18 protein-coding genes are annotated in these 22,402 nt (G+C 62.6%); 8 read left to right on the forward strand and 10 right to left on the reverse strand.

The features are described from left to right. Positions 1–83: 83 nt before the first annotated feature. The 5 genes from NE591_RS11275 to NE591_RS11295 all read left to right on the forward strand — a co-directional run bounded on the left by NE591_RS11275 (position 84) and on the right by NE591_RS11295 (position 5,262). Positions 84–500, forward strand: a complete 417-nt coding sequence (locus NE591_RS11275; protein ID WP_227070577.1) for a hypothetical protein — start codon at positions 84–86, stop codon at positions 498–500. A gap of 91 nt (positions 501–591) precedes the next feature. Then, positions 592–1,932 (forward strand): hypothetical protein, encoded by a 1,341-nt coding sequence (locus NE591_RS11280; protein WP_227070578.1) that lies wholly within the window; start codon positions 592–594, stop codon positions 1,930–1,932. Between the two features lie 132 nt (positions 1,933–2,064). After that, the gene (locus NE591_RS11285; protein ID WP_227070579.1) at positions 2,065–3,084 is read left to right on the forward strand and encodes an acyl-CoA dehydratase activase-related protein; all 1,020 of its coding nucleotides are present in this window, start codon (positions 2,065–2,067) and stop codon (positions 3,082–3,084) included. Next, positions 3,077–4,276 (forward strand): hypothetical protein, encoded by a 1,200-nt coding sequence (locus NE591_RS11290; protein WP_227081076.1) that lies wholly within the window; start codon positions 3,077–3,079, stop codon positions 4,274–4,276. Before NE591_RS11285 ends, NE591_RS11290 begins: the two co-directional genes overlap by 8 nt. Next, the gene (locus NE591_RS11295; RefSeq protein WP_227070581.1) at positions 4,273–5,262 is read left to right on the forward strand and encodes an acyl-CoA dehydratase activase; all 990 of its coding nucleotides are present in this window, start codon (positions 4,273–4,275) and stop codon (positions 5,260–5,262) included. Before NE591_RS11290 ends, NE591_RS11295 begins: the two co-directional genes overlap by 4 nt. Before the next feature lie 92 nt (positions 5,263–5,354). On the opposite strand, the gene dmsD is transcribed toward NE591_RS11295, so the two are convergent. The 5 genes from dmsD to NE591_RS11320 all read right to left on the reverse strand — a co-directional run bounded on the left by dmsD (position 5,355) and on the right by NE591_RS11320 (position 10,727). Further along, the gene (gene dmsD, locus NE591_RS11300) at positions 5,355–6,023 is read right to left on the reverse strand and encodes a Tat proofreading chaperone DmsD (protein WP_227070582.1); all 669 of its coding nucleotides are present in this window, start codon (positions 6,021–6,023) and stop codon (positions 5,355–5,357) included. A 36-nt stretch (positions 6,024–6,059) separates the two neighbouring features. Beyond that, positions 6,060–6,914, reverse strand: coding sequence for a DmsC/YnfH family molybdoenzyme membrane anchor subunit (locus tag NE591_RS11305; RefSeq protein WP_227070583.1), 855 nt, complete (start codon positions 6,912–6,914; stop codon positions 6,060–6,062). Next, positions 6,911–7,540 (reverse strand): 4Fe-4S dicluster domain-containing protein, encoded by a 630-nt coding sequence (locus NE591_RS11310; protein ID WP_022739168.1) that lies wholly within the window; start codon positions 7,538–7,540, stop codon positions 6,911–6,913. Before NE591_RS11310 ends, NE591_RS11305 begins: the two co-directional genes overlap by 4 nt. Positions 7,541–7,654: 114 nt before the next feature. Further along, a complete protein-coding gene (locus tag NE591_RS11315; RefSeq protein ID WP_022739171.1) occupies positions 7,655–8,287 on the reverse strand; it encodes a DMSO/selenate family reductase complex B subunit in 633 nt (210 codons plus the stop codon). Positions 8,288–8,300: 13 nt separating this feature from the next. Further along, complete coding sequence (locus NE591_RS11320; protein ID WP_114540143.1) at positions 8,301–10,727, reverse strand: DMSO/selenate family reductase complex A subunit; 2,427 nt, start codon at positions 10,725–10,727, stop codon at positions 8,301–8,303. Between the two features lie 205 nt (positions 10,728–10,932). Between NE591_RS11320 and NE591_RS11325 the strand changes: the two genes are divergently transcribed. Then, positions 10,933–12,609, forward strand: coding sequence for a LuxR family transcriptional regulator (locus tag NE591_RS11325; RefSeq protein ID WP_022739179.1), 1,677 nt, complete (start codon positions 10,933–10,935; stop codon positions 12,607–12,609). A gap of 139 nt (positions 12,610–12,748) precedes the next feature. Next, positions 12,749–14,725 (forward strand): MDR family MFS transporter, encoded by a 1,977-nt coding sequence (locus tag NE591_RS11330; RefSeq protein ID WP_256156692.1) that lies wholly within the window; start codon positions 12,749–12,751, stop codon positions 14,723–14,725. 496 nt (positions 14,726–15,221) lie between these two features. Here the strand turns inward: NE591_RS11330 and NE591_RS11335 are convergent, their stop codons facing one another. Both NE591_RS11335 and NE591_RS11340 read right to left on the reverse strand, forming a co-directional pair. Continuing rightward, complete coding sequence (locus NE591_RS11335; RefSeq protein WP_256156693.1) at positions 15,222–16,265, reverse strand: helix-turn-helix transcriptional regulator; 1,044 nt, start codon at positions 16,263–16,265, stop codon at positions 15,222–15,224. Positions 16,266–16,320: 55 nt separating this feature from the next. Then, positions 16,321–17,451, reverse strand: a complete 1,131-nt coding sequence (locus tag NE591_RS11340) for an FAD-dependent oxidoreductase (RefSeq protein WP_256156694.1) — start codon at positions 17,449–17,451, stop codon at positions 16,321–16,323. A gap of 421 nt (positions 17,452–17,872) precedes the next feature. On the opposite strand from NE591_RS11340, the gene htpG reads away from it, so the two are divergent. After that, positions 17,873–19,861 carry a molecular chaperone HtpG gene (gene htpG / locus NE591_RS11345; protein WP_256156695.1) on the forward strand — a complete coding sequence of 663 codons (1,989 nt, stop codon included), beginning with the start codon at positions 17,873–17,875 and terminating at the stop codon, positions 19,859–19,861. Between the two features lie 256 nt (positions 19,862–20,117). On the opposite strand, the gene NE591_RS11350 is transcribed toward htpG, so the two are convergent. The 3 genes from NE591_RS11350 to mihF form a co-directional block, all read right to left on the reverse strand. Then, a complete protein-coding gene (locus NE591_RS11350) occupies positions 20,118–20,564 on the reverse strand; it encodes a hypothetical protein (RefSeq protein ID WP_231699574.1) in 447 nt (148 codons plus the stop codon). A gap of 183 nt (positions 20,565–20,747) precedes the next feature. Continuing rightward, positions 20,748–21,662 carry an RNA methyltransferase gene (locus NE591_RS11355; RefSeq protein ID WP_256156696.1) on the reverse strand — a complete coding sequence of 305 codons (915 nt, stop codon included), beginning with the start codon at positions 21,660–21,662 and terminating at the stop codon, positions 20,748–20,750. A gap of 217 nt (positions 21,663–21,879) precedes the next feature. Next, on the reverse strand, positions 21,880–22,188 hold the full coding sequence (mihF, locus tag NE591_RS11360; RefSeq protein ID WP_022739229.1) for an integration host factor, actinobacterial type: 309 nt from the start codon (positions 22,186–22,188) through the stop codon (positions 21,880–21,882). Between the last annotated feature and the right edge of the window lie 214 nt (positions 22,189–22,402).

Raw genomic sequence — 22,402 nt, forward strand, 5'->3', positions numbered from 1 at the left:
AGGCGGCAAGCCCACAACAAGCCCGCAAGCTTGAGGGGCGTCCGTCACATTGCCCGCAGGGCAGCAGGCTGAAAGGAGCGCTGGTGGCAGTCGAACAGACAAGCACCATTTCGTGGTATCTGCGCATGTTCTCGTACCTGCTGATGATCTGCGGCCTGTTCGGGCTCGCCGTGGGAGGCGTGGTGATCTACGGGGCCTTCGCCGACGGGGCGGCCACCACAACGGGGCTCCCGCTTTCCGCCCTCGTGCTCGGCGTTACCGCGGCCGTGGCCAACGGCATTACCATTGCGGCGGGAGTTCTCGGACGCGCGGCCTCGCGCAATCCGGGGCGCGCGGCGGCCCTTCGCAGCCTCGCTTTGGCCGGTGTGGTCGCCTCGGTGTTCGGGTTGGGGCTGTGCTATGCCACGGGCGGTCAGCTTCCCACGTCGCTCATCTTCAACCTGTTGCTCATGGCGATTTGCGTCGTCATCGCCGGCAACCTGGGGAAATCGGCCCAATAGTTCGCCCGCTGCCCTAGCCGACAGAGGGTCAAATACAGTATACTGCGAGGTTAAGGCCGCATAATGGCGGTCTGCTTTCTCAGGAGGAATTATGACTGAACTCGATCCGCGCAGCGCCTCTCCGGCCGATTCCGCCCCCGACGAGGGTCTTTCCCCCCGCGCGGCCGCCGAGGCCAAGAAGGCCGCCGCCGCGAAAGCCGCCGCTGCGGCGTTCATCCAGAGTGCCGGGGACGATTACGGCAACGTCGAGGCCGCTCAGCCCCGCGACGTGAAGAAGGGCCAGCGCACGGCCGTCATCGTTGGTCTTATCATCTGCGTGCTCGTAGCTGCCGGCGTGCTCACCTATCTGTTCACCTCCGGCTTCTTCAACAAGCAGCCGGTCGCCGAGGAGACCCAGCGGGTGCCGCTGTCCGACGCCCGCGTCATCGCCGCCTTCGACGAGGTGGCCATGGACGCGCCGGACATCTCGCAGTACGCCTACGTCTCCCAAGACGCGCTCATCGGCCCGAAGTTCAGCGACATCGTGCTGAACGAGCCCACGAACTTGGGCACGCCGGGCAACCAGATCGTCACCTGCGAGGCCACTGCCACGGCCACCTTCAAGAACAAGGGCGTCGAGATCAACGTGCCCGTGACGCTGCCCTTCGAGTACTCCGATGCCGGCGAGACGTGGGTTCCCGGCGACTTGGTGGTGGGAGAGGCATCGGCCGTTCCCTTGGCCAGCGCCAACGCCAACGACATCTTGGCCAACCTGAACGACATCCTCGCGACCAACGACCCCACCTACGGGGAGGCCATGGTTGATGCGTCCATCGTGAAGACCACCTCCGATCTCACCATCGACGGCGGCCCTATCACTGTGGACCTTTCGAAGACCGTGGAAAGCGAGGCCGACGGCGTGAAGACGAGTGAACTGCGCACCTCCACGGTGACGCTGAACGTGGCCCGGTCCAACACCGAGGGCTGGCTTGTCACGGTGGCCGACGCGGGGCAGATCGACACGCAGACGAACCAGATTCCCGTCGCTCCGGCCGAGGGCGCCGATTCGCCGGCATCGGTCGACCCCGCCAACACCGACCCTGAGAACATCGGCAACGTCAAGTTCGGCGACTCGGTGTCGCTGTCGGGCACGCTTCAGACGGTGGAAGACGCCGCAGGTCTTTCCTCCGGCAACAACTACACCAATAAGGGCACGACGGATAACGCCAACGGCAGCGTGCAGCTGGTGCTGAAGCTCACCCGCCCGCTGGACATGAATCTGAACGGCACCCAGTATCGGCTGACCACCATCGCCGTGGCCACCTCGGGCCTCGACGACAACGGCAAGAGTCTCATTGGCCGCAAGGCCGATGTGAAGGGCCCCCTGGAGGAGTCGTTCGCCACGTCCTGGTCGCCGGCGGGCGTGAAGGCCCTCGAGATCCACGTGGAATAGCGGACAGCATTTCGAAATGTGCAGACAGCGCCCCTTGGACGAAGGTTCAAGGGGCGCTGTGCTATGATTGCCGGTACTGCTTATTCGCGCCGGGCCGCTCGGCCGGCGCCTCGATACCTGAGGAGGTTGCCCGTGCCCCAAACGACAGATTGGGCCGATGTGCAGGTGGTGGGCATTCCCCGCGCGCTTCTGTTCTATCGCTTCGGCGTGCTGTGGACCACGTTCTTCGAATCCATCGGGCGCACCGTGGTGGTGAGCGAGCCGACGGACAAGGCCATCGCCGATGGGGGCGATCGTCTTTCCGTGGACGAGTGCTGCCTGGCCTCGAAGGTGTTCATCGGGCACGTGGAAAGCCTTGCGGGCCGCTGCGACGCCGTCTTCGTGCCCTGCTATCCGACGAGCGACCACCGCAGCGGGTTCTGCACGAAGTTCCAGTCGGCCACCGATATGGTGCGCAACACCTTCCGCGACGACAAGCTGCGCGTCATCTCCTGCGAGGTGCAAAATGCTCGGAAGGCGAAGGACGTGCGCCGCGCCTTCTGCGACATGGGCGCCCGCATGGGCGTCGCGCCCAAGGACGCCCGCGCTGCCTTCAAGGCCGCCTGGGACGCCCAGCGCGCCCACGACGAGGCGCTGGCCACCGCCCAGGAGCGCACGCTGCGCCGTCTGATCGACGAGCGCCGGGCCGCCGATGCCGCTGCGGCGGCCGGCGACGATGCGGTCGCGCGCCCGCTTGGCATCCTCGTGGTGGCCCACCCCTACATTTCCCACGATCCGTACCTCTCCGGCGCGGTCATCGATTCGCTCGAGGAGATGGGCGCCACGGTCGTCTACGCCGACGCCATGGATCACGAGCGCGCCTACAAGAAGAGCTTCGAGTTCTCCGGCACCATGCCGTGGCTCATCAACCGCGAGCTCATAGGCTCCATACTCCTGGCCCAGGACAGCATCGACGGCATCGTGCTCATCAGCGCCTTCCCCTGCGGCCCCGACTCCATGACCGACGATGCCATCATGCGCTGCATCCAGGGCACGCCCATTCTGAACCTGATGATCGATGCGCAGTCCGGCACCGCCGGCGTGGAGACTCGCGTAGAGAGCTTCGTCGACATCCTGCGCTTCCAGCAGAAGGGAGGCTATGTCCATGAGTAAGCCCCAGGCCCCCATCGAGCAGGTGCGCTCCTCGGTGGCTGTTGAGCTGGAGCGGCGCCACGCCCCGACGCTTCTGGCCGACCGCAAGGCCGCCAAAGCCGCCAAGCACAAGGCCAAGCACCACAAGTACACCAAGGCGGCGTTCTTCCGCTACTGCTACTACGATCCGGCGTTCAAGTTCTTCTGCGAGCAGGTGCTCGACGTGGACTACCTGCCCCTGCCCGAGGCCACCCGCGCCGCCAGCGAGGTGGGCGTGCAGAACTCGAGCGATTACGTGTGCACGCCCTTCAAGCACATCCTGGGCGATTTCGCCGAGGCGCTCGATTTGGGCGCCGACATCCTCATCCAGTTCGGCGGCCCGTGCCGGCTGGGCTATTACGGCGAGCTGCAGGAGTCCATCTTGCGGGACATGGGCTACGAGTTCATCATGATGAACTTCGCCCGGGGCATCGAGCTGGGGTACATCGGCTGGGCCAAGGAAGTGCTGAAGACGGTGAACCCGAACATCGACGTTCCCCACGGTGTCGTGAAGCTGAAGGCCGTGGCGAAGATGATCGAGCATTTGGACTCCCTGCGCGACTTCTACCTGGCCAACGCCGGTTTCGAAGTGGAGCGCGGGGCCTTCGACGCCGCCTGGGTGTCGGCGATGGACGCCATGCGCACCTGCCTGGACGAGCGCGACATCAATGAGGCCTACCGCGAGGCCATGGCCGCCTTCCGCGCCATTCCCCTGGACAAGCCCGCCGATCCCATCCGCATCGGCATCGTCGGCGAGATGTTCACGGCCATCGACGAGCGCAGCAACCTAGGGCTCGACCACAAGCTCGTCGCCATGGGCGTGGAAGTGCACCGCATGCTGAACTTCACGAACCGCTACCTTCGCTACAACGAGCCGAACCTGCGCGTGGGGGCGAAAGACTACCTGACCTATGACATGGGGCCCACCTCCACGCTCACCGTGGCGGCGGCGAAGAAGTACGCTGCGGGGGGCTTCGACGGCCTCATCCACGCGAAGAGCGCCGGGTGCACGCCGGAGATCGACTGCATCCCCGTGCTGCAGAAGGTGAGTGAGGACTACTCGGTGCCCGTGCTGTACCTTACCTACGACTCCCAGACCTCCGACACGGGCCTGGACACGCGCCTCGAGGCGTTCTACGACATGCTTTCCATGAAGAAGGAGAAGAGCAAATGACAAAGGGTTATCTCGGCATCGACATCGGCTCCATTTCCACGAAGGGCGTGATCATCGACGAGAACCGCGCCATCATCGCGCGTTCGTATTTGTGGACCGAGGGCAACCCGACCGAGGCGTCGAAGAACGTCGTGCGCGAGCTGGAGCGCCAGGTGGAAGGCGCGGGGGTGGATATCGTCGGCGCTGGCACGACGGGCAGCGCGCGGCGTCTCGTGGGGGCCATGCTGGGGGCTTCCGTGATCAAGAACGAGATCACCGCCCATGCCGTGGGCACCACCCATCTGCACCCGGACGTGCGCACCATTCTGGAGATCGGCGGCCAGGATTCCAAGATCATCTGCGTGTCCGACGGCATCGCGGTGGACTACGCCATGAACACCTTGTGCGCCGCGGGCACCGGCTCGTTTCTGTCGTCGCAGGCGCACCGCTTGGGCGTGGAGGTGGAGGAGTTCGGCGACATCGCGCTCACTTCCACCAAGCCGGCCAACATCGCCGCGCGCTGCACCGTGTTCGCTGAGAGTGATCTGGTGCACAAGATCCAGGTGGGCTACGCGCGCGAGGACATCATCGCGGGGCTCTGCAACGCGGTGGCGTCGAACTACCTGAACAACGTGGGCAAGGGCAAGAAGATCGCCGCGCCCGTGGTGTTCCAGGGCGGCGTTTCCAAGAACGCCGGGGTGGTGCACGCCTTCGAGGAGCAGCTGGGGATGCCCGTGGCGGTGGATCCGGACGGGCACCTCATGGGCGCTTTCGGCGTGGCGCTGCTTGCCGCCGATGCGGGGCCGATTGTGGGGGCCGAGTCGGGCCCGTTCGCGAGCGGCATCTTCGACTTCGAGGCGATGCTCGACTTCGACTTCAAGACCCGCGAGATCGAATGCCAGAAGTGCGCCAACCACTGCGAGGTCATCTGCGTCTACCGCGACAAGGACATCATCGACTCCTGGGGCAACCGCTGCGACAAGGGCGCCGTGAAGACCACAGCGTAGGGACTCTTTCGCCGTGGTGCAGGAGATTTTGTTGGTGGCATGGGGCTGCTTTGGCGGCCCCATTTTCGTACGGCAACATTGCCCGTCGACGCTTAGCGATAAAAGCGAGGTTCGATCACGACAAGCGACAGCTCGTCCTGCGCTCCCTTCAGCGTGGCTTTGGTGAGAAGGGCGAGCCCTTTATAGAAAGGATGCTCGGCGCAGACTTCCAGAAGGCCCAGATAATGGGGGGCCCAAGGGAGAAGATGCTCAGACAAGTACTCTTCTACCAGCTCGGGGCGTTCTTCAGCCAAAGTGGCGAGCAGCGAGAGCATAAGGCCGATATGGTCGTCAGGCATGCGGTCGTCTGCGAGGCGAGCGATGCCGTGTTGGCGCATCCAGCTCCGCAGACGCAGTGTGCTTTCCCCGAAGATGACTTGCTCCCGGTCGGTATAGACGGAGCCCCAAGGCGGCGCCGGTTTTTGCGCAGGGCCGATGAACAGTCTTCGGTACTCGTCCACAAGCTTGTCTTCGGCGCAGAAAGCCCCGTCAGCTTCGGTGGCGCGGCTCGCTTTCAGCCCCGCAACGATAAGATCGAGGCCTTCTTGCGCCTCGGTTTTGTCGGCCAAAGGCCATTCTGCCGTAGCCTCGTCGGCGTTAAGCAAGCTCAATGCTTCGAAAAGCGCTCCTGCGCTACCAGTGCGTGGATCCTGCAGAAACAGGGGAGATAGTGTGGCGCCTGCAAATGACAGGCTGTTCAGGACATCTACGGATGGGGTCAAGGAAAGCCTCCTGAGCAAGTCAGTGATTTCGGCGGGCTAGAATCCGACGGTCATATGCAGATTGTAGAACACAATGCGTGTTGCAAAGACGGCGGCGAAGGCGAGGATGGCGGCGGCGATACGCAGGATGAGGCGCGCACACTCGGTTGCTCGGGGTCGCAGGGCCCAGCTGTCGAGGAGGAGCGCGCCAGCCCCGACGAGGGCGAAGATGCCGATGACAAGAGGGTAACCCGGCGCAAGCGAGGCTGCGGATATCTCATTGTTGGCGATTGAGGCCAGATAGGCGTTCTGGGCGAGCATGGAGACGACGCCGGCAGCAAGGCTCGCCGCCCCCAGGCCCACAAGGAGAAAGCTCCATCGTGATAGGGGTACTTTCGCAGCGGCAAGAAACAGCTGGCTTAGCACGGTCCCCTCGAATAAGCCCGTGAGCAAAAGGTTCGCCGGTGAATAAGGTGTGTTCCAGGTGGGCACGGTGCGCACGGCGTAGGCTTGGGAGGTGCACGCTAGCAGGGCGATTCCTGCAAGGCAAGCGACGAGCAGCCATGGCTTCGCAGCAGCATCGGGAAAGTTCACCTTGAAGGCGACCATCCAATAGGATCCAGCCAGGAACAAGAACATCACGGCGGCCAGCACCTCGTTGGAAAGCGGAGAGGTTCCCACGCCTGAGAACACGTGAAGCGCGTTGGCCGGCGTACCCAGATGCGTTGCCGAGGCGATGAAGCCAACGAGCGCAACGGCGAAAGGCAGCGCGATCATGCGGTCGATGCGAACCGCGCGCTCGTGGTCGATAGCAAATAGGCGCGCCAGAGCCATGATGATGAAAGCTACGACGCCTGCAGGGGCCAAGGCGGTGAACAGCGCAAGGGAAAGATTGTCGAGGCCGCTTGTCATAAGCCGATTTCCTTGCGGTTGACCAGCGCGCCCTTGCGACCTTGGGCAGCAGCGGGGCAGGGCCGGATGAATAAATTGGGCCCGGTCTCCGTTTCCGAAGGCAAAGGAAGGATGTCGCCGCGCACCTCGTCCCACCATTCGGCATGGCGCTCGAAGATGTCGCCCTTCTCCCCGAAATCCAAGGCGCGCAAGGGGCAGGCCTCCACGCAGATAGGGGCCTGCCCCGCGGCCAGACGCTCGCGGCAGCCATCGCACTTGCTCGAGCGCTTGAGCTCTTTATCGATGACGGGCGCATGGTAGGGGCAGGCCATGGTACAGTAGCCGCAACCGATGCATTTGGTGATGTCGGGCCAGATAAGCCCCGTCTCATCGCGATGCATGGCCCCTGTGGGGCATACCTGGGTGCAGGCGGGGCTGGCGCAATGGTTGCAGGCCAGAGAAATGTGATAGGCGAAGGCGTCTTGGGAAACGGTTCCGTCCTCTGCTACGTTCCAGTCGCCGCCCTCGTAGTCGAGCACGCGGCGAAATCCTTCGTCGGGCCCATGGTCGTGGTAGTCCTTGCAGGCCATGACGCAGGTCCTGCATCCAGTGCAGCGCGCGTTATCGAAGAAAAATCCCTTCGGCATGGTCTCCAAGTCCCTTCAAACGGCGTAGCTCGGGCGAATCCGTGCTACGCCTCAATCATATCGGAAGCGGGCCGCCGCCTATGAGGGAGGGGTCGCGGCGGCCCTGAATGCTCCTTAGGCGTTTTCCACTTCCTTCGGATTCGCGATGGCGCCGGTGGTGTCACCGCAGTCTTTGGCGGCCGGGCAGGCCAGAATGGCCACAGAGGGCTTCGTCGCATCCGGAGGAGCCATGGGGGCAATGCCGTCCACGGTGCCGGGGTGCGCCGCTCGCAGCTTTTCGATGTCCCCGAACTCGAGGGCCCGAAGCGGACAGGCGTCCACGCAGATCGGCATCTTGCCCTCGGCCACGCGGGAGGCGCAGCCGTCGCATTTCGCGGATTTCATGGTCTCGGTGTCCACTACGGGCACCTCGTAGGGACAGCTTTTCACGCAAGTGCCGCAGCCAATGCACTTCTCCTCGTCGCGGGACACGAGCCCGGTATCGGCATCCTTTTCCAAGGCGCCTTGGGGGCAATTGGCCACGCAGGCCGGCATTGCACAGTGGTTGCAGGCCATGGACACGTGGTAGGCCCAGCTCGTCGGCTCAAAGGTACCGTCACCGTTGTCTTTCCAATCGCCACCCTCGTAGTCGAACACGCGGCGGAAAGCGTAGTTGGCGGGCAGGTCGTTGTAGTCTTTGCAGGCCATCTCGCAGGTGCGGCAGCCGGTGCAGCGGGTGCTGTCGAAATAGAATCCGTACTGAGTCATCTTCGTACCTCCCTTAGGCCTTCGCAATCTGGACGATCATGGAGTGAGTGCCGTTGCCCTTGGCCATCGGCGTTGGTTTGTACTGCGTGAGCGTGTTCACGCAGCCGCCCTCGTCCACCTTGTCGCCATTCATGTTGGCCTTGTGCCAGGCGCCCTGCGGAATCATTACAGTTCCGGGGATGACGCGGGGCGTCACCTTCGCCTCGATGCGAATCTCGCCAACCGGACTTGTCACGGCAATCAGGTCGCCGTCTTCAATTGAGCGGCTCTCGGCATCAGCGGGGTTTACCCACAGCTGCTGACGGGCCACGGCTTCAAGCTCGGGGATGAAGCCGAACGATGAATGGGTGCGGCTCTTGTGATGGAAACCGCAGCAGTAGAGGGGGAATTCCTCGGTGACGGAACCGTATCCGTGAAATCCTGCTTGGAAGACGGGGATGGGGTAAATTACCTCGCCCTCTTCAAGATCCCAGGTACGTGACATCTCGTCCAGCGCTTCGGAGAAGATCTCGATTTTTCCGGAGGGGGTGCCCAGTGGGTTGGCGGAGGGATCGTTGCGGAACGCCTCGAAGGCGATGTAGGGTTCAACGGGTCGCTTGTATACGCCCTGCTCGAGCATTTCCTCCCAGGTCGGCATGGAGCCATCTTCTTCGGCCCCCTGCTCATAGAGGAACTTTACCCATTCGTCATGAGTGCGGCCTTCGGTGAACGCATCACGCACGCCGAACTTATCGGCAATGTCGGCCATGACGTCATAGCTCGAGCGACACTCGCCGGGTGCTTCTTGAGCGGGAGTACCCAGAACTACGCCCGAGTACCATTCGGTGTATCCCTGGGTCTGCAGGTTCATTTGTTCTGAGCGCATGGCATCGGGCAGCAGAATGTCAGCGTATTTCGCCGAGTCGGTCATGACCGTGTCCCAGACGAGGATGAACTCGCATTTCGATTCGTCGACGAGAATCTCATGGGTCATGTTGATATCGCCATGCTGGTTGGTCAGACAGTTGCCGGCGTAGTTCCAGATGAACTTGATATCGGTACCAAGTTCATCGCCTCCGACAAGACCGGAATTTGTGGCGGTCATGGTATGGCCGTGATCCACGGCGTTAACCCACTGATAAGCGGGAATGGAAAGCGTGACGGGGTTTTCGCCTGCTGGCAAGCCGGGAACGAGACTTGTGAGCGCCATGGATTCACGCTCCCCGTTGTTGGTGCCCGGAAGTCCCCACTTGCCTAGGAGGAGCGGCAGCATGTAAATAGAGCGGCAGGCGTCCTCGCCATTTGTGTGGCGCTGGGGGCCCCATCCCTGGGTGATGAAGGGTGCCTTAGCAGCAGCGATGGTGTTGGCTAGTTCGCGGATGCTGGAGGCAGGAATCTGAGTGATGGGGGCGGCCCACTCGGGCGTCTTCTCCACCATGTCCCAGCCAGTGCCCATAATGTAATCCTTGTAGGATTTGTTCTGACCTTTGGCGGATTCGGGCATGGTGTCCTCGTCGTAGCCGAGGCAGTAAGTATCGAGGGATTCCTTGTCCACTTTGCCTTCGACGATCCATTCATGAGCGATGGCCGCGCAGAGGGCCGCGTCGGTACCAGGGCGAATGGGAAGCCATTCGTCAGGGTGGCCGGAGACCGTCTCGTTCATGCGCGGGTCGATAGAGATAATTTTGCCGCCGCGGTTCTGAATGGCTTCGCGAAGGCGGGCGAAATCCCATGAGGCATTGGCACCGCCCATGCGAGTTTCGGCGGGGCTGTTGCCGAACATGACGATGAGATCAGAATGCTCGGTTGCCTCAGTCAGAGAAGAGCCGTCGAGCGACGTACCGTACATGTAGGGCGCGACGGCCTCGATCATGTGGGCCGAATAGTCATAGGAACGGTTTAGGTAGCCGCCGAGCAGGTTGAGCAATCGGGCGGTGGGGTTGCCTGTTTTCGAGTACATGCCTGTGGCATAGTTGACGTAGATGGCCTCATTGCCATAGGTGTCGATGACGCGTTTCAGCTCGCTGGCGATGGTGTCGATAGCCTCGTCCCAGGTAATCTGCTCGAACTTTCCTTCGCCGCGTTTGCCCGCACGCTTCATGGGGTACAGCAGACGGTCGGGGCTGTTGAGCCAGCGTCGCATGGAGCGGCCGCGTAGACAGGCGCGGGCCTGCAAGTCGGTATCTCCTGTGTTATCGGTCTCCATGTAGAGCACTTTGCCATCGCGGGAGTGCCACTGGAAGACGCAGTTGCCGCCGCAGTTGACGTTGCACTGACTCCAGTGGATCTCGTCGGGCGCAGTCTCCTCTCCGGTGGCGGCCATGGGCTCCTCCCCGGCTCCGGTGCCAGATTGGGGTGCGCATCCGAAGAGTGCGGTACCCGCGGCTCCCGTGGCAGCCAGGCCCGCGAGCGAGCCTTTGACGAAGGTGCGGCGCGACAGGGTGGATTGGGTTTCAGTCATAGTCCCTCCTCTAGTTGAATTGCCTTCTCGCCGCTTTCAAAAGTACCGGAAAAGGGGAAGTGCCGAATCACACGACAAGTGTGATTTAAGGACAAAACCCCAGTTCGCGCGTTTTCGGGTGATACCGAAGTGCGGTCATTTGCCTAACAGGCGCGTCCTCCTATGCTACCATGCGTGCCACCGAGATAAGAGAGGAGGTCAAGCTATGGCGACCGAGAGTGCCAGCGCAATCGGCCATGCGTCAAGTTGGGGCTATGCTTGTTTCCTCACGGTGAATGCCACCTCGGTATGGGGCGGCATCTTCCCGTTTCTTCCCCTTGAGTTTCAGACGGTGGAAGTGACTCTCACGTTCTTTTTGACTCAGGCTGTGGCTTTTGGCGGCGCCTTCCTGGCGAGTATGCTGGGATCGTATTTCTTTCCCTACGGTGCTCGGCGCATGCTCGTCTCGCTTTCCGCTGTCCTGCTATTCCTTGGGTCGGCCTGTCTGATTACGGCCATGTACGTGGCATCGGCTGCCATTGCATTTGTGGGAGCTGGCGGGGTGCTTCTCGGAATCGGGTGCGCCGGCATGTTCATGCTCTGGCAGCGGTATTTTGCTTCCCTCGATGCGAGAACCGGCAATTTCCGCCTTATTGTGGGCACGGCTATCGCTCCCTTCATCTACCTTGCCCTGTATTTAGTGCCCATTGCGCTAACGGCTTTTCTCGTCCCCCTGATCTTCGTGCCTCTGTGCGGTCTGTGCGTGGCACTTTCGGTGCGCGAGATGAACTTCGAGCAGCCCATGTTCGAGGACGTCCCGCGTCAGCACCCGCGCGTCTACCGTCAAGTGGTGGCCGACTATTGGCGCAGTGCTTTATGCGTGGGGTCGCTTGCTCTGGTAGCCGGCGTCATTCGCGGAATCGCTCTGCTACATGAGGAAATTAGCTCGCTTGTCAACAGCGCGTCCATGCTTGGTTCGTTTATTGCGGCTGCGGTGCTTTTAGTCCTGTGGCACCGCATGAGCTTTCGCTTCGGCCTCATCTCTGTGTTCCGCGTGGTATATCCGCTGCTCACGCTGGGATTTCTTCTCATGCCGTTTTGTGGCTTGGTGTATCTGAACGCCTTCGCGGCGGTCGCCTACATGGTCTTTTCCCTTGTGCAGATGCTCATGATGATGCAGTGCGCCCAGGTCTCCCGCGATCGTGGTATCAATCCTGTGTTCATCTACGGGTTCTTTGGGGCTATCGTCTATATTTTGCAAAGCGTCGGCTTCCTTTTTGGCTGGGCGAGCGAATTGACGGTGCCCGCGGGCTCCCAGTGGTTGTATTTCGTGGCGCTTATCTCTAGCTGCGGACTGGGGATCACGCTCCTGGTCTCTACGGGAACCCTTTTCAGGCCGATGGTGTCGAAAGGCACCGTAACCGCCGACCCCATCGAGTTCTATTCTCTTGCCGCCGTGCCCGCCGTGTCAGTGGGGAGAGGAAGCGGCTCGGTCTTTGGCGAGGATACTCGAAAGGCGAACTGCGGCTTAGGAGCGGAACTGGGCAGAGCGTCAGCGGAGTCTTTGGAGGATGGCGATTCCCGCGTAAGATCTACCGCCGACGATAAACCGGCCACGCCAGCCAAACGTCGTCGACGTCGGCCTTCGGCTTCGGAGGACGCCGGTGCCATTCGCGACCGGCTTTCCAAGCAGTGCCTGGTACTGCAGGAACGCCACGGTCTTTCCATGCGCGAGACAGAGGTGATGGAGCTCATCGCCCGCGGCAACTCCATGGCGGCCATCGCCGAGCGGCTTGTTATCAGCGAGAATACTGTGCGTACTCACGCTAAGCATATTTACACCAAATTGGACATTCATCGCCGCCAAGAGCTTCTCGATATGCTGCGCGAATTGGGGGATTAGCCATCTTTGCAGTATTGCAAAGATGGCAGGAGCCTCCTCGCCGCTTACCGAGCGGCCTCTTTTCTTTTTCCGCTGAACCCATAGCATCAGAACATTCACTTTTTTCACGGACGAGATGCGAGAGCGAGGTAGATGCGGAATGGCATTGGGTGTTGGAAGAAAAGAACTGGTGATGGTGGGCGTGCTTTTGACGGGCACGCTTTTGGCGGTGCTGAACCTGACGATGCTGTCGCCGGCGCTCCCGGCGATTATGGGCGATCTGGGCGTGGATGCCACGACGGCCCAGTGGCTCACCTCCGTGTATGCCCTGGTGGAAGCCGTGGTCATTCCGCTTTCCGCCTACCTGGTGGGGCGCTTCACCACCCGCCAGCTGTTCATCACGGCGCTGTCGGTGTTCACGGCGGGCAGCCTCGCGGCGGCCGTGGCGCCGAACTTCTGGGTGCTGTTGCTCGGCCGCATCATGCAGGCCGCTTGCACCGGCGCGGTCATGCCCATGGTGTTCACGGTCATCCTGCTGGTGTTCCCCCGCGAGAAGCGCGGCACGGCCATGGGTGTCATCGGGCTCATCATCGGCTTCGCACCGGCGGTGGGGCCGTCGCTGTCGGGCCTTCTGGTTGATTCCGTGGGCTGGCGGGCGCTGTTCGCCATCGTGACGGCGTTCGGCGTCGTCGTGGTGGTGCTCGCCGCGTGTTTGCTGCGCAACTACGGCAACTTCGCGCGCACGTCCTTCGACAAGCTGTCGGTGGCGCTGTCCACGGTGGGTCTCGTGTGCTTGCTCTACGGGCTTTCCACCTTCGCTTCCACGACGAACATGGTGCTTACGTTGGGACTCATCGCCGTGGGCATCGTGCTTGTGGCCTTCTATGTGCGCCGTCAGTTGAAGTTGCCGGAGCCTATGCTGAACGTGCGCATTCTGAAGACGCGCCCCTACGCCACGGCGGCCTGCGTCGTCATCATCGTGCAGGCGGCGCTGCTCGGCACCGAGGTCATCACGCCGCTCTACATTCAGGGTACCCTCGGGTTCACGGCCACCATGTCGGGTCTGGCCATGCTGCCCGGCGCGGTCATCGGCGCCTTCACAGGACTTGTGTCGGGGCGCCTGTTCGATCGTTTCGGTGTGCGGAAGGTGGCGGTGCCCGGTGTGCTCGTGGCCGTGCTGGGCGCCTCGGGCCTGGCGCGCCTCGGCATCGATGCGAATTTCATCACGGTGGTGCTCACCTATACGACGCTTGTCATCGGCCTGCAGTTCACCATGACGCCGCTGAACACTTGGGGCGTGAACTCGCTGGATAACCGCGTGATTCAGCATGCCCAGGGGCTTTCCAACACCATGAACCAGGTGGCAGGCTCCTTTGGCACGGCGGTACTCGTGTCGGTGTCGGCTCTGGCGCCTCTGGTGGCGCCTGGCGCTTCGGCCGCTGAGCAGGCCTACCTGGGCGAGCACATGGCCTACTGCACCACCTTCGGTCTCATGTGCGTGGCGGCGCTCGTCATCATCTTCCTCGTGCGCAACCGCCCGGTGGCGACAGCGGGGGCTGCGGCGGCCACGCCGGCCGAGCGCGGTGCGGAGCCCGTGGACTACGCGGCCGGCATTTCCGGCGTGGCCGTGGACGGCACCCTGGGCGAGTCCTTGAACCCGGCGCGCACCTACGTGGCGGCCGAGGTGATGAACCGCGAGCCGGTGTGCGCGGCCGACACCGCCACTATGGCCGAGGTCATCCGCCTGATGGATGCCAACCAGACGAGCGGCCTTCCCGTGGTGAACGCCGCGGGCGACTTGGTGGGCTTCGTGTCCGACGGCGATGTGGCGAGCTACCTCGGCAAGACCGAGATCGCGCTCGTCGACTCCACGCTGCTGAATGGTTACCGCTACATCGACGACGAGGACGCTGCCACGCGCCTTCGGGAGCTCATGGGCTTGAACGTCATGGCCGTGGCGACGCGCCGCGTGATCTCCGTGGAGGCCACCACGCCCGTGGACGAGGTATGCGCCCTGTTCGCTTCCAAGCGCATCAAGAAGGTGCCGGTGGTGCAGGACGGCAAGCTCGTCGGCGCCCTGTCCCGCCGCAACATCATGCGCTCGCTCGTGGAGGCTATCGACATCCTGGAGAAGTAGGGGCTGTGTCGCTCGCTTCGTTGGGAGCGCAGGGCCTGGCCCATGAGGCGTTGCGTGCTCTGCTGGAGAAGTTGGGCTCGGCCCACGACGCGATGCATGCTCTTTTACCCCCTGCGTTGAACTTCGTATGAAAGCCTGGATGTAGCAACGGCATACAGGCTTTCTGCTAACTTGCGCAGTGTTTCGTTTCTCATATGGCTTGAAAATCACGAAACATCGGAAAAGACGGTGAAAATGAATGTTCGGGGCGCTCAAATGGCTTGAAAATCGCGAAACATCGGCGTTTTCGAACTCCAAGAGGCTCGATTGCTGATTATTGCTGGAGTTTTCCCAGGTGGTGTATTACAACGAAGGCGCAATTTCGCGGTCAGCGCCGATCTTTCGTGATTTCCAAGCCATTTGAAGGCGGCGGAGTTCTTTTCCGTAGCGATATCGCGCGGCCGCCAGTAAGTTCGCCGATCTTTTGAGGCGCTGGCGACGGTGCTTGCGGGATCCTCTATCGCTCCCGAACCAGCGTGATGAGGTCTTGCTTTGAATGGACGCCGAGTTTCTGGTAGATATGGTTGGTGTGGCTCTTCACCGTGGCGTCGGAGATGACGAGCTTCTCCATGATGAAAGTGCGGCTGTGCCCCTCGGCCAAAAGCGCCAGCACTTCGGCCTCGCGCGGGGAGAGGTTGCGCTCGGCGGCAATGAGGGCGCAGGCTTCGGCCAGGTCGTTCGCGGGGGACGTCGCCGTCGCTTCGTGTCCCGCTTGCCAGGTTCGCCACACAACGGCCATGAGCACCGCCACGGCACCGTAAAGGGCGGCGATGACGATGAAGCGGCCGAGGCTCGAGACCGATTGCAGGATGAGGCTGAAGAGGATGGCGGCCGTACTCATAACGAGCTTGGCCATGGCGGTGCTGCGCAGCGGCGGCCATTCCAGGGTGCGGGCCGCCATGACGCCGGCGAGCCAGAACAGGAAGTGGGACAGCAGCTCAACGGAAAGCGACGCGCTCTGGATGATGACCTCGGGAACCGCGAGCTCGGTCAGGGTCGTCTGGTCGACGAGCAAAAGGGCGCCCAGCAAAACGAGAAGGGCCGCGGCCATGCGAGGGAACATGCCGCCGTCGTCGCGGTGGTGGAACACGGCGGCTACCACGGCGGCGAACAGGACGCAGGCGGGCAAGATAGAGGGAAGCGCATCGGCGCCGACGATGCTCACGTCGCCCCAGAAGCCCAGCGGGCTTAGGGCGCGGCCCACGGCGTTCAGCACGGGGAACAGGATGACAAAGGCAATGAAGCCGGCGCGTTCCGTCACGGGCAGCTTCCACTCCGTGGATGTGTGGCGTCCTTCTACGTGGGCAAGCGCCCTGGTGGCGGCAATGAGGCAGGTTCCGCAGCCGATGACGGCCACGGCGTCCGCGGCTATCTGCAGTTCGGTGCCGAGGGCCCCCACGCCGGCCACGACAACGGCCTTCAGTACGCGGCTCCCGGCCAGGGCGATCACTACGTGGACGAGCTTCTCCGGGCGAGCGGTCTCTGCAGGATAGGGCCTCAAGGCTGCCCGGCGCATCGCCCAGAAGGGTTGAAAGCGCGTCTCTGGGGCGTTTGCCTTAGGCCACGGGCTCCAGCGCGGCCACCTGCTGGCCGGCGATGCGGCCGTTCACGAGGCAGTCGAGGGTGCCGTTGCAGCCCAGACGGCAGGCGCCGTGTACGCCACCGGTGGCCTCGCCCGCGCTCAGCGCGTTTTCCAGGCTCTCGGCGCACCAGTCGGGCACGTTGTCCACCGAGCCGATCTGCACGAGCGGCGTGCCCACCTCGAACATGGCGTCGCAGAAGCGCTTGCGGTCGGTGAGCTCGTTGACGAAGCGCTTGCCGGTGGTGGGGTCGATGGTGGGCGCGTAGGCGCTCTCGGCCTCGATCCAGGTGGCGGCGCAGCCGAAGGAGTCCTCCTCGGGGCTCGTGTAGGGATAGCACTGGATCTGGTCCAGCTGCATGCCCATGACGCCGGCGTCCAGGGCCACGCGCAGGCCGTGGGCCGTGGCGCCGTCGAAGTTCGTGCAGCCCACGGTCTCGTCGAGGCGCGGATCCTGGGCGCTGCGGAAGGTCACGTCCTTGCCGTAGCCGCCGGTGGCCAGCACCACGCCGCGGGTGGTCTTCACGTTGGTGGTGGATGAGGCGGTGTCGGGATCGAAGTCGCTGCAGCCCTCGGCCACGGTGGCCTCGTCCTGGGCCCACTCCACGCCGATCTCGCTCACAGTCCACTCGAACACCTCGTTGGACTTCTCGCCCACAAGTTGCAGCTTGTCCTTGTAGTTGAGGTTCAAACCGGCGGTGAGCGCATCGTTCATGAAGGTCTCGATGCTGTCCTCGATGCCCGCGGCCTTCTGGGCGGCCGAGCCCACCACGGCGATCTGCCCGTCGGCGTACACGGAGTTGCCGCCGGCCATCTTGTGCTTCTCGATGACGCGGACGGCAGCGCCGGCCTTGGCGGCCTCGTAGACGGCGGCCAGTCCGGCATAACCCGAGCCCACGACGAGCACTTCGGTCTCCTCGTCCCAGTTGACGTCGGCACCCGTCGCAGAGGCTCCCGTGTCGGAAAGCTCGTCTTTGCCCTTCGGCGCGCAGCCGGAAAGGCCGAGTACGGCGAGCGCGCCGGCGGAGGCAGCGCCCATAAGGAAGTTGCGGCGCGAGAAGCCCTTCTCGGCGGTGTTCAGCTCCCCTGCGTTGTTCATGATGCCCATGATCCTCTCCTTTTCGTTGGAAGTGCAACAACAGGGCGCACCATACGCGCCGCCTGCCGTACCGCGCACCGCCCAGATGGGTTGAACCGCACCACCCAAAAGGGTTGATTGTCAAGAAATGCCTGATGAGAAGCTTGCTCATGTTCAGCTCATCGAAGAAGCTCCTGGCGTCCTTGAAGGGGTTCGAACATTCCCGAAAACAGTTCGAGGAAATGCGTAAGAAAACTTGATAACACTTGACTTAGGTTTCCTTCTGCGTACAATGTGCTATTAGCACTCGTAAGGGAAGACTGCTAACGCTTTTGTCGCCGCCGGTCAACGACTGACGCACAACCCGTACGCACCGCGAGATACTGCCGGCGAGCGACCTACACTCGGGCGGTCAAGCGTCTTCCGATCGTATGAAAGAAGGAACCAGCCTATGCGCAAGTTCAAGACAGAGAGCAAGAAGCTGCTCGACCTCATGATCAACTCCATCTACACCAATCGCGAGATCTTCCTGCGCGAGCTTATCTCCAACGCGTCCGACGCGGTGGACAAGCTGTACTTCCGCAGCCTGACCGACCCGTCGGTGGCTGTGGGCCGCGACGACCTGGCCATCACGGTGGGCTTTTCCGCCGACGAGCGCACGGTCACCGTGTCCGACAACGGCATCGGTATGACCAAGGACGAACTGGACAAGAACCTGGGCACCATCGCCCATTCCGATTCCTTCGAGTTCAAGGCCGCCCAGGCCGAGGCCGCTGCCGATTCCGAGCCCGGCGAGGCGAAGGGCCTCGACGACCTCACCGATGTGGACATCATCGGCCAGTTCGGCGTCGGCTTCTACTCCGCCTTTATGGTGGGCAAGAAGGTGCGCGTCGTCTCCCGCGCCATCGGAAGCGACGAGACCTGGGCCTGGGAATCCGACGGCGTCGACGGCTACGACATCAAGCCGGCCGAGCGCGCCGAGCACGGCACCGACGTCATCGTGTACCTGAAGGACGACACCGCCGACGAGTCCTTCGGCACTTTCGCCAGCGAGCACGGGCTCACCCAGCTCATCAAGCGCTACAGCAACTACGTGCGCTACCCCATCAAGATGGAAGTGACGAAGAGTCGCAAGGTTGAGGCGCCCGAGCCGGCCGAGGGCGAGGAACCGGCCGCGCCGACGTGGGAGAGCTACACCGAGGTGGAGACCATCAACTCCATGATCCCCATCTGGAAGCGCAAGAAGTCCGAAGTTTCCCAGGAAGAATACGACGAGTTCTACAAGACCGACTTCCACGATTTCGAAAACCCGGCCCGTACCATTTCCGTGCACGCGGAAGGGTCGCTCAACTACGACGCCCTCATGTTCGTGCCGAGCCGCGCGCCGTGGGACATGTATTCGAAGGACTACAAGCGCGGGCTTGCCCTGTACTCCTCCAACGTGCTCATCATGGACAAGTGCGAGGAGCTTCTGCCCGACTACTTCGGCTTCGTGCGCGGCGTGGTTGACTCATCCGACCTCACGCTGAACATCTCCCGCGAGACGCTGCAGCACAACGGCCAGCTGCGCGCCATCGCCCGCCGGCTAGAGAAGAAGATCAAGGCCGATCTGGTGAACATGCGCGACGACGACCGCGAAGCCTACGAGAAGTTCTTCGAGCAGTTCGGCCGCACGTTGAAGTTCGGTATCTACCAGAGCTACGGGATGGCCAAGGACACGCTCGGCGACCTGCTTCTGTTCTACTCCGCCAAGCAGCAGAAGATGATCACTCTGGACGAGTATTTGGCCGCGGCTCCCGCTGGCGCCGATTCCATCTTCTATGCCGCGGGCGATTCGCTGGAGCGTTTGGCCGCCATGCCGCTCGTGACCACGGTTTTGGCCAAGGGCTACGACGTGCTGCTGTGCGACCAGGACGTGGACGAGTTCTGCATGATGGCCATGGGCACCTACGGTGAGCACGCGGTGGATGGCGACGAGGAGAGCAAGCAGCCCTACTTCATCAAGAACGTGGGCTCCGAGGACTTGGGACTTACCACCGATGAGGAGAAGAAGGAGGCCGAGGAGGCCACCGAGTCCAACGCTGAGCTCTTCGACGTGATGCGCGAGGCGCTGGGCGAAAAGGTGGAGCGCGTTGTCGTTTCCACTCGCCTTACCGATGCGCCGGCCGTGGTCACAAGCGAGGGCGGCGTGTCGCTGGCCATGGTGCAGGTGCTGAAGAGCCAGCCTGGTGCCGAGGGGCTGCCCGATTTGCACCTCGTGCTGGAGATGAACGCCAAGCACCCGGTGTTCGAAGCCCTGCGCGCGGCCCATGAGGCCGGCGACGACGACAAGGTGCGCACCTACGCCGGCATCCTGTTCGACCAGGCGCTCCTCGTGGAAGGCGTCATGCCCGACAACCCGCTCGCCTTCGCCCAGGCTGTGAGCGAGCTGATGAAGTAGCGAGGTCGATGCTCGGCGCCGCTGAACTGAAACAACTCGAGACTCCCTCCTCTCTCTTGGAAAGGATCGCCTTCGCGCGATCCTTTCCCGGTTTCGGAGCAAGAATTTCGAGTTGTTAGATGTCGAGGGTTCGGCTTGCGGAGTACCTTAGCGCCGCACCATCCGAACAAGGTTCCATTTTAGCGAATAACGTTGATTTTATCGGGCATTGGGCAGGTAAGCCGAAGGAAATGGGTCGAAGGCGCTTTCCGAATGTCTAACAACTCGAAATTTCGATCTTTTGCCGGAGGGCAGATTGTTTTACGCGCCTTTCAAGCAGAAGCAAGAATCCCCACGAGGCGCTCATCAGAAGCAGGCCCGCGGCGTCGAAGGTGATGAACAGGTCGACGCTGCTGGCGAGGAGATCGTGGCCGACGGGCAGGGTGGCGCGGATGAGCGACTCACCGACTAGCCCCACGATTTGTTGAGCCAGCACGACGCCGGCCAAGGCGCGATGGCGGCATGGTTGCCAGATGACCGGCGGGTAGGTGCAGTTCCACATGAGGAAGGCGATGCCGATGCCCTGGGTGGCCACGCGCCCCGGAACGCCGGCGAGCTCGTAGGCGCCCATGTAGGCTTCAGGTGTGAGCGCGAACCCCAGGGCGCACTGCACGTTCACGACGAACACGAAGGCGAAACAGAGGCGCACGACCCAGGTAGCCACGGTGACCCTTCGCGGCACTTTTTGCAGACTTGCGCTGTCCTTGCCGATCTTCCTGTTTGTCGCGCTCTGGTCGGTGGGGTCGCTGTTCAGCTGCGAATCGTTTTGGGCGATGGGGGCGCTTGCTTTCCCTGTGTTGTCTTGAACGGGGGCCGCGGAACGGGGATTGAAGGATCTCATTGTGCCCTACCTCCCTAGCTGGCTCAGCTGCCGGAAGGCGTAGAAGGCCACGGCGCTGGAAGCGGCGACGTTCAGGGAATCGACGCCGTGAGCCATGGGGATGCGCACGGTGTAATCGCACCGCGCAATGGTGGCGGGGGAGAGCCCCTCGCCCTCGGTGCCGAACAGCAGCGCCAGCTTCGCGGGCGCGCCGCCGGTGGCCTCGCGCTCGGTCAGGCGCGCGTTCAGCTCGTCGGGGGTCACGGATTCTTCGGAGAGCGCCATGGCGGTGCAGATGAAGCCGTGCTCGTGCAACTCGGGGATGCCTCGTACGCTCCAGGTGCCGCAGCCGGGACGGTTCGGCACGTCCTCATCGCTGATGCGGGTCCAGGGAACTTGGAAGACCGTTCCCATGGATACGCGCACGGCCCGGCGGTACAGCGGGTCGTAGCAGGCGGGACTTGCGAGCACGGCGTCCACGCCCAAGGCCGCAGCGCTGCGGAAGATGGCCCCGACGTTGGTGTGGTTCGTGATGTCCTCGAGCACGGCCACCAGGCGCGCGCCGCGCAGCACATCGGCCACGGCGGGCAGGGCCGGGCGTCGGAAGGCCCCCAGGGCGCCGCGCGTCAGCTCGAAGCCGGTGAGCCGCTCGAGCTCGTCATGGGGCGCCACGAACACCGGCAGCCCCTCGCCGCTGGTCTGCTCGCTCGTGCGCTTTTCCATTCGCTCGATAAGCGGCGCCATGGAGGGCAGCCACTTCTCTTCCATGAGAAGCGAGATCGGCTCCATACCGCCTTCGAAGGCCCGCTCGATCACCTTTTGCGACTCGGCGATGAACAGCGCCCGCTCCGGCTCCAGCTTGCTGCGCAGCTGAGCCTCGGTCAGCCGCGCGAACGCATCGAGCCGCGGATCGTCCAACGTGTCTACATAGATAAGGGGCATAGATACCTCCAAAAAAAGAAAAGCCAACTAAATTATAGTTGGCGAGAACGCGCTGGTGGCGCGAAAGTCAGCGAGAGCCCGACAGGTGCCTGCAATTGCCTCGCCTTTTGCCCAAGCGTACTTTGGTACGCGCCGAGGCAAAAACAAGAGACAAGGGCAGGTGCCTGTCGGGCTCGCAGCGTCGAGTAGTTCGTTCGACCCGTCAGGGCGAACGAAACTAAGAAAGGGCGGCCTTCAGGGCGGCCATCTGGTTGGAGCCGAGGCCCTGCAGACGACGCTCGGCCGGAATGCCCAGTTCCTCCATGAGCTTCTCGGTCTTCACCTTGCCGAAGCCGGGCAGGGCGTTCACGAAAGCCTTGACCTTCATGCGGCCGATGATCGGGTCGTCGATCTGATCGAGAACCTCGGCCGGGGTGGTGAGACCCATGGCGAGCTTGTTGGTGATCTCGGAGCGCTTGGCGCGAACGACGCGAGCCTTCTCGAGGGCGGCGGCGCGCTGCTCAGGGGTCATGGTAGGTGCGGGCATATCACTTCTCTTTCTCTAGTCGGTGCCCTTCTAACAGGGCCTTCACTCGAAGAACGCTGGCACCAGAAGGCTTCGGTACCAGCGTTTCTCCGTTTTTAGCTACACGATCATAATAGAAAACCGCAGGTTGTACACCCCTTTTCCCGCTAATGTCGCGTTTTTGCAGAAAAATGTACGCTTTTAAGGCTCCGAAATGGGGATTTGGTGACGAAAT

Origin of the sequence: Adlercreutzia sp. DFI.6.23 (assembly GCF_024462535.1) — a bacterium.
Lineage (GTDB): Bacteria > Actinomycetota > Coriobacteriia > Coriobacteriales > Eggerthellaceae > Adlercreutzia > Adlercreutzia rubneri.